Here is a 13,951-nt window from a genome sequence, read left to right on the forward strand (position 1 = left end):
CAAAACTTGGAGAGTTTTTTCCAAGTTTTTTGCTCTTTTGTGCTGGTTTTCAACAATCAAGAAAATGGAGGGAAACAGATGCAACCGAAATTAATTATTTTACGTGGTAATTCTGGTAGTGGTAAAACAACGATAGCTAACGCGCTTCATCAGTGTCTTAAAGAACAATCGTTATTGATTTCTCAAGATGTGGTGCGCAGAGAAATGCTTCGTGTTAAAGATGAAACAGGTAATCTAAGTATTGCTTTGTTAAAACAGTTGGTAGCTTTTGGGTATCAAGAATGCCAGTATGTGATTGTTGAAGGGATTTTTCAAAAAGCCATTTATCATTCCTTTTTTCAGGAAATAATCCATCTCTTTGAAGGAAACGTTCAGGTTTATTATTTTGATATTTCTTTTGAAGAAACGTTGAAAAGACATAGCCAGAGAAACAAGAATCAAGAATTTGGTGTCGTGGAAATGAAACGTTGGTGGCTACCAGAAGATTATTTAGGGCTTGCGGGAGAACAGCGGTTATCTGAACAACTGTCTGAAAAGCAGATTATCAGGCAAATTTTAGCAGATATTCAGTAGTAAGTGCTGCGCTTTTTAGAGAAATGGATGTTGTGGTATGATAAAAAAGAAGGAGTGGTTTCAATGGATTACCAAGAACGATTAAAAAATTTACCACCTGAAGTCATGACAGCTTTTTCAGAATCATTTATTTTTTTAATCAGTAACGATAAAGTTCAACATTTTCCTGCACGAGACTTAACGCAAGCTGAAATGATTCAACGAGTGAAAGAGAAATTAGGTGAAGCGGTGACGTGGTCCTTATGGCAAGGGTTCGTTATTGCTGTTAATTCAGAAAAAACATGTGTTGCTGTTTTGCCCAAATATCATCAACTCGATGGTTTTTGAAAATGAATAAGGGAGCGAAGAAGTATTCGCTTCGTTTTATAAAATGAAAACGCTTTTCGGGAGGAAATGCTAATGTCTGAGCTAGTGGTTATTAGAGAAATGCAAGAGAAAGATATCTTAGCGCTGGATACTCAATTTGTCCAACAAGGTTGGCCAAGTCGCCAAGAGATTTTAATGAACTATTTAGAAGAACAATTAGTCAAGCAACGAACGGTTTTTGTAGCGGAGAAAAAGGCAACGCTGTTAGGTTATGTGACGTTACTGCCATTAGCTAAGGAAGGACCTTTTAAAAATTTATATCCTGAAATAGCTGATTTCAATGTATTCTTGCCATTTCAAAAACAAGGAGTGGGGCGGTTATTATTAAATCGTGCAGAAAATGTTGCCAAAAGTTATGCAGATACTGTTTCCTTGGGAGTAGGCCTGCATCCTGGTTATGGTGCAGCGCAAAGATTATATATCAAACAAGGATATGTGCCAGATGGTTCAGGAGTTTGGTTTCAAAATAAGCAGCTGAAACCAAACGAACGGTGTGTTAATGATGATGAGTTAGTTCTTTATTTATCGAAAAAACTATAGAGTAGCCAAAGTAATACTCTATAAATATCATTTAGGAGGTTGTTACCCTTGATTAGAAAAATGAAGCCAACAGATGCAGCGGCGTTAACTATCATTAATAAAGAACAATTGGGCTATGAAGTTCCCGTTGACGTGACCTGTAAACAGATTGAGAAATTACTACTAGCCAGTGACAGAGAGTTTTTATATGTTTATGAAGAAACGAAGACAGGCAAGATTTTAGGCTATGTGCATGCGCAACTGTATGAAACAATTTATTCCCAAACGTTATTGAACGTTCTGGGGTTAGCAGTGGCAAAAGAAGCAGAAGGCCGTGGAATTGGCAAACAATTAATGACGAAACTAGAAACGGAAGCTAAAAAGTATAACTTGTCTGCGATTCGCTTAAATTCAGGGGAACAGCGTACAGCAGCACATCAATTTTATGAACACATTGGCTATGTTTCTGATAAAAAACAAAAGCGATTCATTAAATACTTGGATACTTAAGTTATGTCTTTAAAAAATAACAATTTCCTTTAAAAAAATAAGTAAAAACTAGTGAAATTTTCAGTGAATTAGTGTAAAATGTATCTCAATGACTCAACGAGTGTTTCAGCCGAAACACTGTCAAAGAAAGTACATACAAAGAAACAGAAATAGCCATTTTTGATGGCTGTTTTTTTATGGAGGAGGCAAATTATGACGAAAAAAAATAGTATGATGTACTTAGCAATTTCTAACTTATTTCTTGTTTTTCTAGGCGTAGGCCTAGTCATTCCCGTAATTCCCCAATTAAAAGAAGAAATGCATTTTTCTGGTACCACAATGGGAATGATGATTTCTATTTTTGCGATTGCCCAATTAATCACATCGCCAATCGCAGGTGTCCTTTCGGATAAAATTGGTCGGAAAAAAATGATTGCGACGGGCATGTTGGTTTTTTCAATTTCTGAGTTATTATTTGGTTTAGCCCAAGCGAAAAGCGGTTTTTATATTTCTCGTGGTTTAGGTGGGATTGCCGCCGCGTTATTAATGCCGTCAGTGACAGCCTTTGTGGCAGATATGACCACGATTTCTGAACGTCCGAAAGCGATGGGGCTTGTGTCAGCTGCAATTAGTGGTGGTTTTATTATCGGACCAGGAGTTGGTGGTTTTATTGCTTATTTAGGTATTCGCGCTCCATTTTTTGCGGCCGCATTTTTAGCGTTTATTGGTTTTATTTTGACATTAACTGTTTTGAAGGAGCCAGAGAAACGAATTTTAGCCGCTGTTGAAGCGAAAAAAGGTTCATTTATGGATATTTTAAGAAATCCAATGTTTACCTCATTATTTGTGATTATCTTAATTTCCTCTTTTGGCCTGCAAGCGTTCGAATCTATTTATAGTATTATGGCGACTATTAATTTTGGCTTTACCACAAGTGAAATAGCAATCGTGATTACGGTTAGTGGTATTTTAGCGTTGATTTGTCAGTTGTTTTTCTTTGATGCAATCGTCCAAAAAATAGGTGAAATGGGTTTAATCCAATTAACCTTTTTTGCAAGTGCCATTTTTATTGCCGTGATTGCCTTTACAAAAAATAATTTAGTTGTTGTATTTTCAACGTTTATTGTCTTTTTAGCGTTTGACTTGTTTAGACCAGCAGTAACTACTTATTTATCCAAACATGCTGGAGATCAACAAGGAACCATCAACGGACTAAATTCGACATTTACAAGTTTTGGTAATATTTTAGGACCAATGGCAGCAGGAGCTTTATTTGATATCAATCACTTTTTCCCTTATTATGTTTCAGCAGTAATTCTGTTAGGAACGGGCTTTTTATCGTTATTTTTAAATCGAAATAAGATGTAAAATAAAAAATAAGTATTTGGAATATAATAATTCCGAATACTTATTTTTTTGATCACCGACCGTTCTTGAAAAAAACAAAAAAATAAACAGTATTCGCTTGATTAATCGAACGTTTGTTCGTATAATGGTTTTGCAAGTGAGGTGATGTTTGTGAAATTTGATTATGAAAAAGAACCTAGTCGCGATATTCTTTGTATTGATTGCAAAAGTTTTTACGCTAGTGTAGAATGCGCAGAACGTGGGTTAGATCCGTTGAAAACGATGTTAGTAGTGATGAGTAATGCCGAAAATGCGGGGGGATTAGTTTTATCAGCATCGCCAATGGCAAAAAAAGTTTTAGGTGTTTCAAATGTTACGCGTAAAAATCAAGTGCCCGCTCATCCTGATTTATATGTGGTTCCGCCACGAATGAATTTGTACATGAAAAAAAATCAAGAAATCAATAATTTATATAAAAAGTTTGTCGCAGATGAAGATCACTCTGTGTTTAGTGTAGATGAATCATTTCTTGATGTAACGGCTTCTTTAAGTTATTTTCATTGTGAAACCGCCTATAAGATGGCTCGGATTATCCAAAGAGTCGTTTATAATCATGTGGGTATTTATGTGACCGTTGGGATAGGGGACAATCCGTTACTGGCTAAATTGGCGTTGGACAATGGCGCCAAACATTCGCCAGATTTTATTGCAGAATGGCGGTATGATCGTGTACCAGATACTGTCTGGCAGTTGCCTTCTTTGACAGATTTTTGTGGGATTGGTCGCAGAATGGCTAAACGACTGAATCGTTTAGGAATTGATTCTGTATATGAGTTAGCGCAAGCGAATCCGCATCTTTTACAAGAAACATTTGGCGTGATGGGGCTTCAATTGTATGCTCATTCATGGGGGATTGATCGTACCTTTTTAGGGAAAAAAGCGCAACATAAAGCTGAAAAATCATTTGGGAATAGTCAGATTTTACCGAGAGATTATGCGCGAAGAGATCAGATTGAACTAGTCTTAAAGGAACTGACAGAACAAGTGGCTGCTCGTTTAAGAAAAGCGCATTGTCAAACGGAATGTATCACAGTCTACGTTGGTTATTCCAAAGGTCAAATTGACCGTGAAGGACGAACTGGTTGGCGAAAACAACAAACGATTCCTGCAACAAACAATACAAAAGTTTTGATTACCTATGTATTAGCCCTTTTTAGAGAACATTATCTAGCGGGAACCGATGTCCGGCAATTAGGGCTTTCTTATGGGAAATTAGTTTGGAATGAATCTTTACAATTAGATTTATTTTCGGAACCAGAAGAGCAAATTAGTGAAATGGAGTTAAACTATCTGATTGATAAAATCCGACAAAAATTTGGCTTTCAAGCTTTAATCCACGCCTCTTCTTTGTTGGAAGGCGCGACGGCAATTCATCGTTCAGGATTAGTCGGTGGACATGCTGGAGGAAATGTCGGTTTAGGAGGATAACATCATGAAACGAACAAAAAAAGAATTTACACCTTATAATGAGTACCATGATCGGCCCTTTGAACTGAAATGGGCGACCGCTTTTGCATTGGGGGAGTTACAAGAAGGAATCGAAGCTTCTGACGAATATTCTAAGAGAGCGTTTGAACGCTTACCGCAACAGACAACAGAAGAAATTGAAGAATACTTAGAGCAGTCTTTAAAAAATAACCAGGTTTTAGAAATCCAATTGAATACATTGGATGATTTTGGCCGTGTTCAACCGCCAATTGTTGGTGTTTTTGAAGGGATGAGTTCAATGGAGTATGCAAAAGTTGGACATACACATATTTTATTTGAAGAGATTCGGCATATTAAAAGTCATGAGTTTACAAAGTGGTCGAGCCTTGATTAAAAAACTATTGTTATACGTGCGTTTTGTGAAAACATATGAGATAATGTTCATAGGTAATAGAAATAAAAATTATGGAGGTGGCTAGGATGGGACATCATTTAAAAGGACACCACGGCAAAAAAACAAACGCAAATGGCGGTTTTTTAACAAAGTTATTGGCAGGCGGCGCCTTAGTGGGTGTAGGAAAAAAGTTATACGATAATCGTGAAAAAATTAAAGAGCTATTAAGTGACGACAAAGAAAAAAGCAACGACACTGAAAACAAATAAAGGACTGGATTGACGGAATGGTAAAAGATGCAGCGTATATTATTGAAGAGATTACCACGATTTTAGAAGGAACCTATTTTGTGATAACCAAGAAAGCGAATAAGCGCCGCATGTGTTTACATGTTTCAGATACCGCGAAAGAATTTTTACGTTGTCGACTGGAATATGAAATATTCTTAGAGCAACAGTTTGATTATACCACAATGTTTTTAGAAACATGTACGGAAGATGTTTCTGTTGAAATTCAAACGGGACTACTTGAAGAAACAAATTATCAAGCATTAACTGTGGAAAAATTACAACAGATAGCTACTAAAATGTAACACAGCTGTTGTGTTAGTTTTGATTCTTAATTTGGTTAAGGAGGCGGATAAAATGTCAGTATATCAACATATTTTGGTTGCTCTTGATGGCTCAGATCAATCTGAAAAAGCTTTTCATGAAGCTGTCAGGATTGCCAAAGAGGAACAAGCCACTCTTTATTTAGCTACAATTATTAATGATGCTGAATTTACGACGAGTCCATTTTCTTTTGAAGAATTGTATGATTTAGAAAAACACAAGTCAGAAGAGATGCTCACTGAAAAGGCAAAACAAGCGAGTGAAATTGGTGTAAAAACAGTCAAAAAAATTGTTGAGCTTGGGAGCCCAAAACGTTATCTTGCCAACACGATTTCTGAAAATTATGCCATAGATTTAATTGTGCTAGGTGCCACGGGAAGAGGTGCTATTCAACGAACCTTGATTGGTTCTACTACAGATTATGTGGTTAACCATGCTTTGTGCAATGTCTTAGTCGTTCGCTAATTGTGAGTAAATAATCAAGGGAACAATGTTTTATCGGGACGTTTTTTTAATTAAACGAGAGGTGAGTTTATGAAAACAAAAATCGGAAAAACAGTTATCTTGTCAGCGTTTTTATTCACAAGTTTCCTTTTACTGAGTGGTTGTACGTCGGCTGGCGAAGAGATGGAAAAAACAATTGATCGACAGAAAGAAAAAGTCGATAAAACGGTCGATAAGCAGAAACATAAAAATGAAAATTCCATGGAAAGTTACGACGAAAAAGTTGACCGTTCTTTAGATAGTCAAGAAGACAAAATCGATACTACTGAGTAACGGGAAAGCTTTCAACTATCGGCTAGTAAATAAATAAATAATATACAAAAGGGAGCATCCACTGCAGTTATTTCTCACAGCGGATCCTCTCTTTTGTGGTTAAAAAGAAAAAGTTAACTGCTCCCCAACAGTTAACTTTTAATCATGTTGCACATAGTTAAAACACTCTATATATCATTTATATCATTTGAAACGGGTAGTGTAAAAAGAAATCTCTTGAAAAGAGTCTCCATTTATAGGGAAGATTTCCCATAAAAAAGAGAAACGTATAATCACAGAGAGTTAGAGAAAGCAAAGGGAAATAAGTATGTTAAAATAAGAAGCAAGAAAGAAGATAAGTATGCAGAAAATAACAACTAATTAGGTGAAAACAATGGAAATACATTTTGAAAAAGTAACAAGCGATAATCGTAAAGCAGTGGAAAACTTACAAGTTTTCGCTGAACAACAAACCTTCATTGAATCAATGGCAGAAAATCTAAAAGAATCGGACCAATTTCCAGAATGGGAATCGGCAGGTATTTATGACGGCAATCAATTAATCGGCTATGCCATGTATGGACGTTGGCAAGATGGGCGCGTTTGGTTAGACCGCTTTTTAATTGATCAACGGTTCCAAGGACAAGGTTATGGGAAAGCAGCCTGTCGACTTTTAATGTTAATGCTAATAGAAAAATACCAAACAAACAAGCTATACTTGAGTGTTTATGATACGAACAGCTCAGCAATTCGGTTGTATCAACAACTTGGTTTTGTATTTAATGGTGAATTAGATACGAATGGCGAGCGGGTAATGGAATGGACATATCAGAATAAGTAGATAGAACAGGTGAGACAAAAGCCAAAGCGCATTTTGTTTCACCTTTTTCTTTTAATTGGCTTCATTTCTTTACTTTTAGTAAGTAAAATGGTAAATTTAGTTCAATCTGTTTTGAAAAAAGAGTTACTGGAGGGTAAGGATGAAAATAGAATTTTTCCATGATGTTATTTGTAGTTTTTGTTTTCCAATGTCTGACCGCATGCATGAGATTCAACAAGAATTTCCTGAAATTGAATTGATTCATCGGTCGTTTGCGTTGGGATGGTCAGCAAACGATTTTGAAACAATGTTTGGCTCACGAGCAGCAGTAAAAGAAGAAGTTTTGACGCATTGGGTGCATGCCAATCAAAACGATTCAAAGCATCGTTTTAATATTGAAGGGATGAGGAAGCAACGATTTGATTTTCCAACATCAAAGAATGCATTATTAGCAGCAAAAGCAGCTGGATACATTGGCAATCAAGACACCTATTGGTTACTGTTTGATAAGTTACAAGAAGGTTTATTTATGAGAAGTTTAAATATTGAAGAGCCAGAAGTAATTGAGGAGCTAGTAAAAGAGACAACGATTGATTTTGCTTTATGGAAAGAAGCTGTTGCTTCCGAGGCTGTTTGGACGGCGGTTCAAGAAGATTTCGCGCTAGCTTCTGCTTATGGTCTACAAGGAGTTCCCGCACTAATCATTAATCAAAAATATTTAATTAATGGTGCAGTACCGAAACAGCAAATCAGCCAAACTATTCAAAAAATTCTCGCAGAAGAAAAACAACAGCAACCGTTAGTTTCATTAACTCCTTCTTCTGAAGAGTCAGCTTCGTGTGAGTTTAAGGAAGGCACATGGACGTGTCATTAAGCGGCATAAAATAACGTTATTCTTTGACAAAACGAAAGACTTCTGTAATAGTTAATGCGGGGGTGATAATATGTTTAACGCGTATAGAGAATACTGGAATAATATTACAACAATGAATGCGTCAGCAACACGAGCACAATATTGGTGGCCACAATTAATTAATTATTTGGTGTTAGGGATTTATTCAGCAATTACGGGCGTTTACAGATATATTGAAGTAACACCCAATGATGGAACAATCATTAAAGAATGGAATACTGTGACCATTATCTTTTTCTTGCTGACTGCTTTAATTTGGTTGGCAAACTTTACTGTTCGAGCAAGAAGATTGCATGATCGCGACCACAGTAACTGGTGGATTTTATTCTATTTACTTCCTTTTATCGGTACTTTAGTGATCTTCATTACATTAATTTTGCCAAGTAAAAGTCACACAAGATGGCCAGTGAATCAATCAGAAATTTAATTTGCTGGTTTCGTTTAGCTGATTATCTTAAGAGTGAAAATAGGACATAAGTCATTTCGACTTATGTCCTATTTTCTTTTTTATTTCAGAAAAATAAAAATATCTTCTGTATGATGGCACCTCACATTACGCGGTTCTTGATAAAAGGGCTATCTTTTTGGTAGATAGGGAAAACCATTAAGACGTTAAAAGTTTAATAAATCGAGCAATTCTCTTTTGTTAGAAAATAAGATAGCATCATTAATTAAAATACTTGGAACACTGGTTTCAATAATTGGTTGATTGGTAATAATCAAGTCAAATTCTTCGAGTCGATGGTCACCTAATTGTTCTTCCGTAATTGCTAACGTATTTGAACGAATCCGATGCAAAGCTAAAATATCGTGGACATAGTTTCCAATATATTGACTATGATTCAGGCCCATGTCGCTAATAATCAAAATCTTTTTTGAGTCGAAACTCTGGTTAATTTCTGGAAAAGTATTAAGCAACCAAAAAATATAAGAAGATGAATAGTTTAATAGATTTGTTTCTAAAAGAGCGGAAAAGAAATGCAATTCTGCTTTTAATCGTGCATATAAGTGAAGCTGAGTAAAATGAATTTGTCGAGTGAAAAAGGTGGCCCTTTGTGTCAATTCGGAGGTGTCAAAAGGCACTAATTGAGAAAACAAATAAAGACAGGTTAACAAGTGAACAGCGAAGTCGACGACTTCTTCTGCTAATTGTTCAATCTGTGAAAAAGCATTAAATTTTAAATTTTCACGTATTCTTTGACTGATGACTTCTTGGTCTTCGGAGTAGTATTGCTGAAAAGCGCCTCTTTGAAAATATCGGAGAACTTCCCGATAGGTTTCACGGCTGAGCCCAGTAAAATGACGACTGAGTAAAAGATAATCTTCCATTTTAATCGGACTCTTTTTATCTGTTTTTTTCTGGAAACGTTGTTGAAATCCTTGATGCTCTCTTAATAAATCAACAATAAAATACATAATAAAGAAATCGTGTTCATAACTGTTATCCATACTAATAATATTTAATTGGCATTGATTACGACGCATTAATTGTTTGATTTCCTGCTTATCTAATTGATAAGGCAATTCATAATGACCATAATACATTAAAAAGAAAAAGGTTGTAAAAATACGTAAAGGCAATTCTTCTGTTTGGCTAGTTAATTGATAGCCTTGATCAACGATAACGCGAAGAGAGTAAGTTTCCAAGACCTGATTACACTGCTTCAATTTTCGAGCAAAAGAAGAGCGACTAATATTGATGGTATCGCAATAATATTCGATGGTTTTGCCAGGATTTTGGATAAACTCATGGAGCAATTGGGTGGTCGTTGACGTTTTTGCCATATCCGTCAGCACGTTTAAATATAAGGACACATTAAAGTTTTCTAAACGATAGCCTAATTTATGCGATGTTTTAATGGTTAAACTTTCGCCCCAACGCTGTTTAATCTCCTCAATATAACGAATAAAAGTAGACTCAGAACTACCAATATATTTTGCAAGTTCTTTTTTAGTCATCCATTTATCAGAAATGGATAAGACACGAATGATTTCTTCCATTTTCCGATAATTTTTTTCTAAAAACCTAATCATATTGTTTCCTCCCAAGTCCTTTACTTTAATGAAACAATCATCGAAACAATAACGCAATTTCAGAAATGAAACCGCTTGGTATGAAAGCTGGTGTGATTTAATGAGCTCCTTCTCTGTATAATAATTATCAGATTAGAATAATGAAATTTTACGTGCTAGGCAATTCTAATTTAACTGTTAATTCATAAAAGAAAGGAGAGAACAGACATTAAATTACTAAAGAAATTTGGGGTTTTCGGCGTAGTCTTTTTACTTGTCTCATCCTATTTCATACCGCTCATTGGCTATGCAGAAACAGCCAAAGAAGTTGAAATTACATCCGCTCAAATGATAACAGATGAGAATGATAAAACGAATATTAATATCGAGTTAAATCTTCTCAACCAAACAGAGCAGCCATTACAACGAGAAATTCAATTGAAAAATGCACAGTTCATGGATACTGCTGTAATTGAAAAAGACGGATATTCTTACCAAGTGACTAATGGTACGCTTTATCTGACTTTGGACGCACAAGTAAAAAAGCCGGTACAGCTTTCGTTAGCTGTTGAGCAAAGTTCGCTTCAAACAGCTCAGCCACCTAAGTTATTGTATGAAAACAACGAATATGATGTTTCAGTTACTTCTGAAAAAATAACAGTAGAGGATTCTGCTAAAGAATCAACTGAACCAGAAAAAATAACTGTACCAGAAAATACGAAAGAAACTAACAAAAATGATTCGGCTCCAGAAAAAACAGAACAGCCGACCGCAACAGAAGAGGTAACCAATCCATTTGCAGAAGCAAGAATGGCGCCAGCTACTTTGAGAGCGAATCTGGCACTGCCTTTAATTGCACCACAATACACGACGGATAATTCTGGGACTTATCCGACAGCTAATTGGCAGCCCACAGGCAATCAAAATGTGTTAAACCATCAAGGGAATAAAGACGGTAGTGCACAATGGGACGGCCAAACGAGTTGGAATGGGGACCCTACTAATCGCACAAATTCTTATATTGAGTATGGCGGTACAGGAGACCAAGCCGATTATGCCATCCGAAAATATGCTAGAGAAACAACAACACCAGGGCTTTTTGATGTATATCTTAATGTGCGTGGGAATGTTCAGAAAGAAATCACGCCATTGGATTTGGTCTTAGTCGTTGACTGGTCCGGTAGTATGAATGAAAACAATCGGATTGGTGAAGTTCAAAAAGGAGTGAACCGTTTTGTTGATACATTGGCAGATAGCGGTATTACCAATAACATCAACATGGGCTATGTTGGCTACTCAAGTGACGGTTATAATAACAACGCCATTCAAATGGGGCCGTTTGATACAGTCAAAAATCCAATTAAAAATATTACGCCAAGTAGCACTAGAGGAGGAACTTTCACTCAAAAAGCATTAAGAGATGCTGGTGATATGTTAGCAACGCCAAATGGACATAAGAAAGTCATTGTACTTTTAACGGATGGCGTCCCAACCTTCTCTTATAAAGTGAGTCGAGTTCAAACAGAGGCGGATGGTCGCTTTTACGGGACACAATTTACGAATCGACAAGATCAACCAGGTAGCACTTCTTATATCTCTGGTAGCTATAATGCGCCAGATCAAAACAATATCAATAAACGGATTAACAGTACGTTTATCGCCACGATAGGTGAGGCAATGGCCTTAAAACAACGTGGGATTGAAATACATGGATTGGGCATTCAATTGCAAAGCGATCCACGAGCTAATTTATCTAAACAACAAGTTGAAGATAAAATGCGTGAGATGGTGTCAGCCGATGAAAATGGAGACCTTTATTATGAATCCGCGGATTATGCACCAGACATTTCTGATTATTTAGCGAAAAAAGCCGTTCAGATTTCAGGAACGGTTGTAAACGGAAAAGTAGTTGATCCAATTGCTGAACCTTTTAAATACGAGCCAAATACATTATCAATGAAAAGTGTGGGTCCTGTTCAGGTTCAAACATTACCAGAAGTGTCGCTAACAGGCGCTACAATTAATAGTAATGAGATTTATTTGGGTAAAGGGCAAGAAATTCAAATTCATTATCAAGTACGTATTCAAACAGAGTCAGAAAACTTCAAACCTGATTTTTGGTATCAAATGAATGGTCGGACAACGTTTCAGCCATTAGCCACGGCCCCTGAAAAAGTTGATTTTGGGGTTCCTTCGGGAAAAGCACCTGGCGTGAAGTTAAACGTGAAAAAAATCTGGGAAGAGTATGATCAAGACCCGACAAGTCGGCCAGATAATGTGATTTATGAAATTAGTAGAAAGCAAGTAACTGACACAGCCAACTGGCAAACTGGGTATATTAAATTATCAAAACCAGAAAATGATACCAGCAATAGTTGGGAGCGCAAAAATGTAACCCAACTTTCCAAAACCGCGGATGAAAGCTATCAAGAAGTTCTTGGACTTCCCCAATACAACAATCAAGGACAAGCTTTCAATTATCAAACAACCCGTGAATTAGCAGTTCCTGGTTACAGTCAAGAAAAAATCGACGATACTACTTGGAAAAACACGAAGCAGTTCAAGCCATTAGATTTAAAAGTAATCAAAAATTCTTCCTCAGGTGAGAAAAACTTAGTGGGAGCCGTTTTTGAATTGAGTGGTAAAAATGTTCAGACAACATTAGTGGACAATAAAGATGGTAGCTATTCCTTGCCAAAAGATGTGCGCCTACAAAAAGGGGAACGCTATATATTAACTGAAGTAAAAGCACCTGCAGGACATGAGTTAGGTAAGAAAACGACTTGGCAAATTGAGGTGAATGAGCAAGGCAAAGTAAGCATCGATGGACAAGAAGTGACCACCACAAATCAAGTTATTCCATTGGAAATTGAAAATAAATTTTCTTCTTTGCCAATCAGAATTAGAAAATACACCATGCAAAATGGCAAACAAGTGAACTTAGCAGAGGCGACTTTTGCGTTGCAAAGAAAAAATGCTCAAGGAAGTTACCAAACTGTGGCAACTCAAAAAACAGATACTGCAGGATTGAGCTATTTTAAAATTAGTGAACCTGGTGAGTATCGAATGGTGGAACAATCAGGACCATTAGGATACGACACTCTTTCTGGAAATTATGAATTTACTGTTGATAAATATGGGGAAATTCACTATGCAGGCAAAAATATTGAAGAAAATGCGCCAGAATGGACACTGACACATCAAAATCATTTGAAACCTTTTGACTTAACGGTTCATAAAAAAGCCGATAATCAGACGCCACTTAAAGGAGCGAAATTCCGTTTAACAGGACCAGATACGGATATTGAATTACCAAAAGATGGCAAAGAAACGGATACTTTTGTTTTTGAAAACTTAAAACCAGGGAAATATGTTCTAACAGAAACCTTTACGCCAGAAGGATATCAGGGGTTAAAAGAACCAATCGAATTAATAATTCGTGAAGATGGTTCAGTCACGATAGATGGGGAAAAAGTAGCAGATGTTTTAATTTCTGGAGAGAAGAATAATCAAATTACTTTAGATGTTACTAACCAAGCAAAGGTTCCTTTACCTGAAACTGGTGGCATAGGACGCTTGTGGTTTTACTTGATAGCGATTAGTACATTCGTGATAGCGGGTGTTTATCTCTTTATTAGACGACCAGAAGGGAGTGTGTAATC

General features: G+C 36.4%; 16 protein-coding genes. 15 read left to right on the forward strand and 1 reads right to left on the reverse strand.

Features of this window, described 5'->3' with window-relative positions:
• Positions 1-6: 6 nt before the first annotated feature.
• The 14 genes from IGL13_RS04245 (at position 7) to IGL13_RS04310 (ending at position 8,703) form a co-directional block, all read left to right on the forward strand.
• Positions 7-573, forward strand: a complete 567-nt coding sequence (locus tag IGL13_RS04245) for a kinase (protein WP_002414355.1) — start codon at positions 7-9, stop codon at positions 571-573.
• Positions 574-600: 27 nt separating this feature from the next.
• The gene (locus IGL13_RS04250; RefSeq protein ID WP_002384750.1) at positions 601-900 is read left to right on the forward strand and encodes a hypothetical protein; all 300 of its coding nucleotides are present in this window, start codon (positions 601-603) and stop codon (positions 898-900) included.
• A gap of 66 nt (positions 901-966) precedes the next feature.
• Entirely contained in the window at positions 967-1,479 is a 513-nt protein-coding gene (locus IGL13_RS04255; RefSeq protein ID WP_002384748.1) for a GNAT family N-acetyltransferase, read from the forward strand.
• A gap of 48 nt (positions 1,480-1,527) precedes the next feature.
• Positions 1,528-1,968 (forward strand): GNAT family N-acetyltransferase, encoded by a 441-nt coding sequence (locus tag IGL13_RS04260; RefSeq protein WP_002378167.1) that lies wholly within the window; start codon positions 1,528-1,530, stop codon positions 1,966-1,968.
• 192 nt (positions 1,969-2,160) lie between these two features.
• Entirely contained in the window at positions 2,161-3,315 is a 1,155-nt protein-coding gene (gene emeA / locus IGL13_RS04265) for a multidrug efflux MFS transporter EmeA (protein WP_002358140.1), read from the forward strand.
• Positions 3,316-3,459: 144 nt separating this feature from the next.
• Complete coding sequence (locus IGL13_RS04270) at positions 3,460-4,782, forward strand: Y-family DNA polymerase (protein ID WP_002382081.1); 1,323 nt, start codon at positions 3,460-3,462, stop codon at positions 4,780-4,782.
• A gap of 4 nt (positions 4,783-4,786) precedes the next feature.
• Positions 4,787-5,176 (forward strand): hypothetical protein, encoded by a 390-nt coding sequence (locus IGL13_RS04275; RefSeq protein WP_002358138.1) that lies wholly within the window; start codon positions 4,787-4,789, stop codon positions 5,174-5,176.
• Positions 5,177-5,247: 71 nt separating this feature from the next.
• Positions 5,248-5,445 carry a hypothetical protein gene (locus IGL13_RS04280; protein WP_002360617.1) on the forward strand — a complete coding sequence of 66 codons (198 nt, stop codon included), beginning with the start codon at positions 5,248-5,250 and terminating at the stop codon, positions 5,443-5,445.
• Between the two features lie 17 nt (positions 5,446-5,462).
• The gene (locus tag IGL13_RS04285) at positions 5,463-5,768 is read left to right on the forward strand and encodes a hypothetical protein (RefSeq protein ID WP_194180152.1); all 306 of its coding nucleotides are present in this window, start codon (positions 5,463-5,465) and stop codon (positions 5,766-5,768) included.
• Between the two features lie 52 nt (positions 5,769-5,820).
• The gene (locus tag IGL13_RS04290) at positions 5,821-6,252 is read left to right on the forward strand and encodes a universal stress protein (RefSeq protein ID WP_002391595.1); all 432 of its coding nucleotides are present in this window, start codon (positions 5,821-5,823) and stop codon (positions 6,250-6,252) included.
• Between the two features lie 69 nt (positions 6,253-6,321).
• Positions 6,322-6,564, forward strand: coding sequence for a hypothetical protein (locus IGL13_RS04295; RefSeq protein ID WP_002358134.1), 243 nt, complete (start codon positions 6,322-6,324; stop codon positions 6,562-6,564).
• 373 nt (positions 6,565-6,937) lie between these two features.
• A complete protein-coding gene (locus IGL13_RS04300) occupies positions 6,938-7,384 on the forward strand; it encodes a GNAT family N-acetyltransferase (RefSeq protein WP_002390030.1) in 447 nt (148 codons plus the stop codon).
• Positions 7,385-7,523: 139 nt separating this feature from the next.
• Positions 7,524-8,237 (forward strand): DsbA family oxidoreductase, encoded by a 714-nt coding sequence (locus IGL13_RS04305; protein WP_002369662.1) that lies wholly within the window; start codon positions 7,524-7,526, stop codon positions 8,235-8,237.
• A 70-nt stretch (positions 8,238-8,307) separates the two neighbouring features.
• A complete protein-coding gene (locus IGL13_RS04310) occupies positions 8,308-8,703 on the forward strand; it encodes a DUF805 domain-containing protein (protein ID WP_002358131.1) in 396 nt (131 codons plus the stop codon).
• Between the two features lie 185 nt (positions 8,704-8,888).
• Here the strand turns inward: IGL13_RS04310 and IGL13_RS04315 are convergent, their stop codons facing one another.
• Positions 8,889-10,310, reverse strand: a complete 1,422-nt coding sequence (locus IGL13_RS04315) for a helix-turn-helix domain-containing protein (protein ID WP_002401338.1) — start codon at positions 10,308-10,310, stop codon at positions 8,889-8,891.
• Positions 10,311-10,484: 174 nt separating this feature from the next.
• On the opposite strand from IGL13_RS04315, the gene ebpA reads away from it, so the two are divergent.
• A complete protein-coding gene (gene ebpA / locus IGL13_RS04320) occupies positions 10,485-13,949 on the forward strand; it encodes an endocarditis and biofilm-associated pilus tip protein EbpA (RefSeq protein ID WP_430604641.1) in 3,465 nt (1,154 codons plus the stop codon).
• Positions 13,950-13,951 lie beyond the last annotated feature (2 nt).

The organism is Enterococcus sp. DIV1937 (genome assembly GCF_050535975.1).
Taxonomy (GTDB): domain Bacteria; phylum Bacillota; class Bacilli; order Lactobacillales; family Enterococcaceae; genus Enterococcus; species Enterococcus faecalis.

What these genes read in the sequence shown, in the direction of transcription:
- IGL13_RS04250 (WP_002384750.1), top strand. Translation starts at nt 601, where the DNA reads ATGTTGTGGTATGATAAAAAAGAAGGAGTGGTTTCAATGGATTACCAA.
- IGL13_RS04255 (WP_002384748.1), top strand. Translation starts at nt 967, where the DNA reads ATGCTAATGTCTGAGCTAGTGGTTATTAGAGAAATGCAAGAGAAAGAT.
- emeA (WP_002358140.1), top strand. Translation starts at nt 2,161, where the DNA reads ATGACGAAAAAAAATAGTATGATGTACTTAGCAATTTCTAACTTATTT.
- IGL13_RS04270 (WP_002382081.1), top strand. Translation starts at nt 3,460, where the DNA reads ATGTTTGTGAAATTTGATTATGAAAAAGAACCTAGTCGCGATATTCTT.
- IGL13_RS04275 (WP_002358138.1), top strand. Translation starts at nt 4,787, where the DNA reads ATGAAACGAACAAAAAAAGAATTTACACCTTATAATGAGTACCATGAT.
- IGL13_RS04280 (WP_002360617.1), top strand. Translation starts at nt 5,248, where the DNA reads ATGGAGGTGGCTAGGATGGGACATCATTTAAAAGGACACCACGGCAAA.
- IGL13_RS04285 (WP_194180152.1), top strand. Translation starts at nt 5,463, where the DNA reads ATGGTAAAAGATGCAGCGTATATTATTGAAGAGATTACCACGATTTTA.
- IGL13_RS04290 (WP_002391595.1), top strand. Translation starts at nt 5,821, where the DNA reads ATGTCAGTATATCAACATATTTTGGTTGCTCTTGATGGCTCAGATCAA.
- IGL13_RS04295 (WP_002358134.1), top strand. Translation starts at nt 6,322, where the DNA reads ATGAAAACAAAAATCGGAAAAACAGTTATCTTGTCAGCGTTTTTATTC.
- IGL13_RS04300 (WP_002390030.1), top strand. Translation starts at nt 6,938, where the DNA reads ATGGAAATACATTTTGAAAAAGTAACAAGCGATAATCGTAAAGCAGTG.
- IGL13_RS04305 (WP_002369662.1), top strand. Translation starts at nt 7,524, where the DNA reads ATGAAAATAGAATTTTTCCATGATGTTATTTGTAGTTTTTGTTTTCCA.
- IGL13_RS04310 (WP_002358131.1), top strand. Translation starts at nt 8,308, where the DNA reads ATGTTTAACGCGTATAGAGAATACTGGAATAATATTACAACAATGAAT.
- IGL13_RS04315 (WP_002401338.1), bottom strand. Translation starts at nt 10,310, where the DNA reads ATGATTAGGTTTTTAGAAAAAAATTATCGGAAAATGGAAGAAATCATT.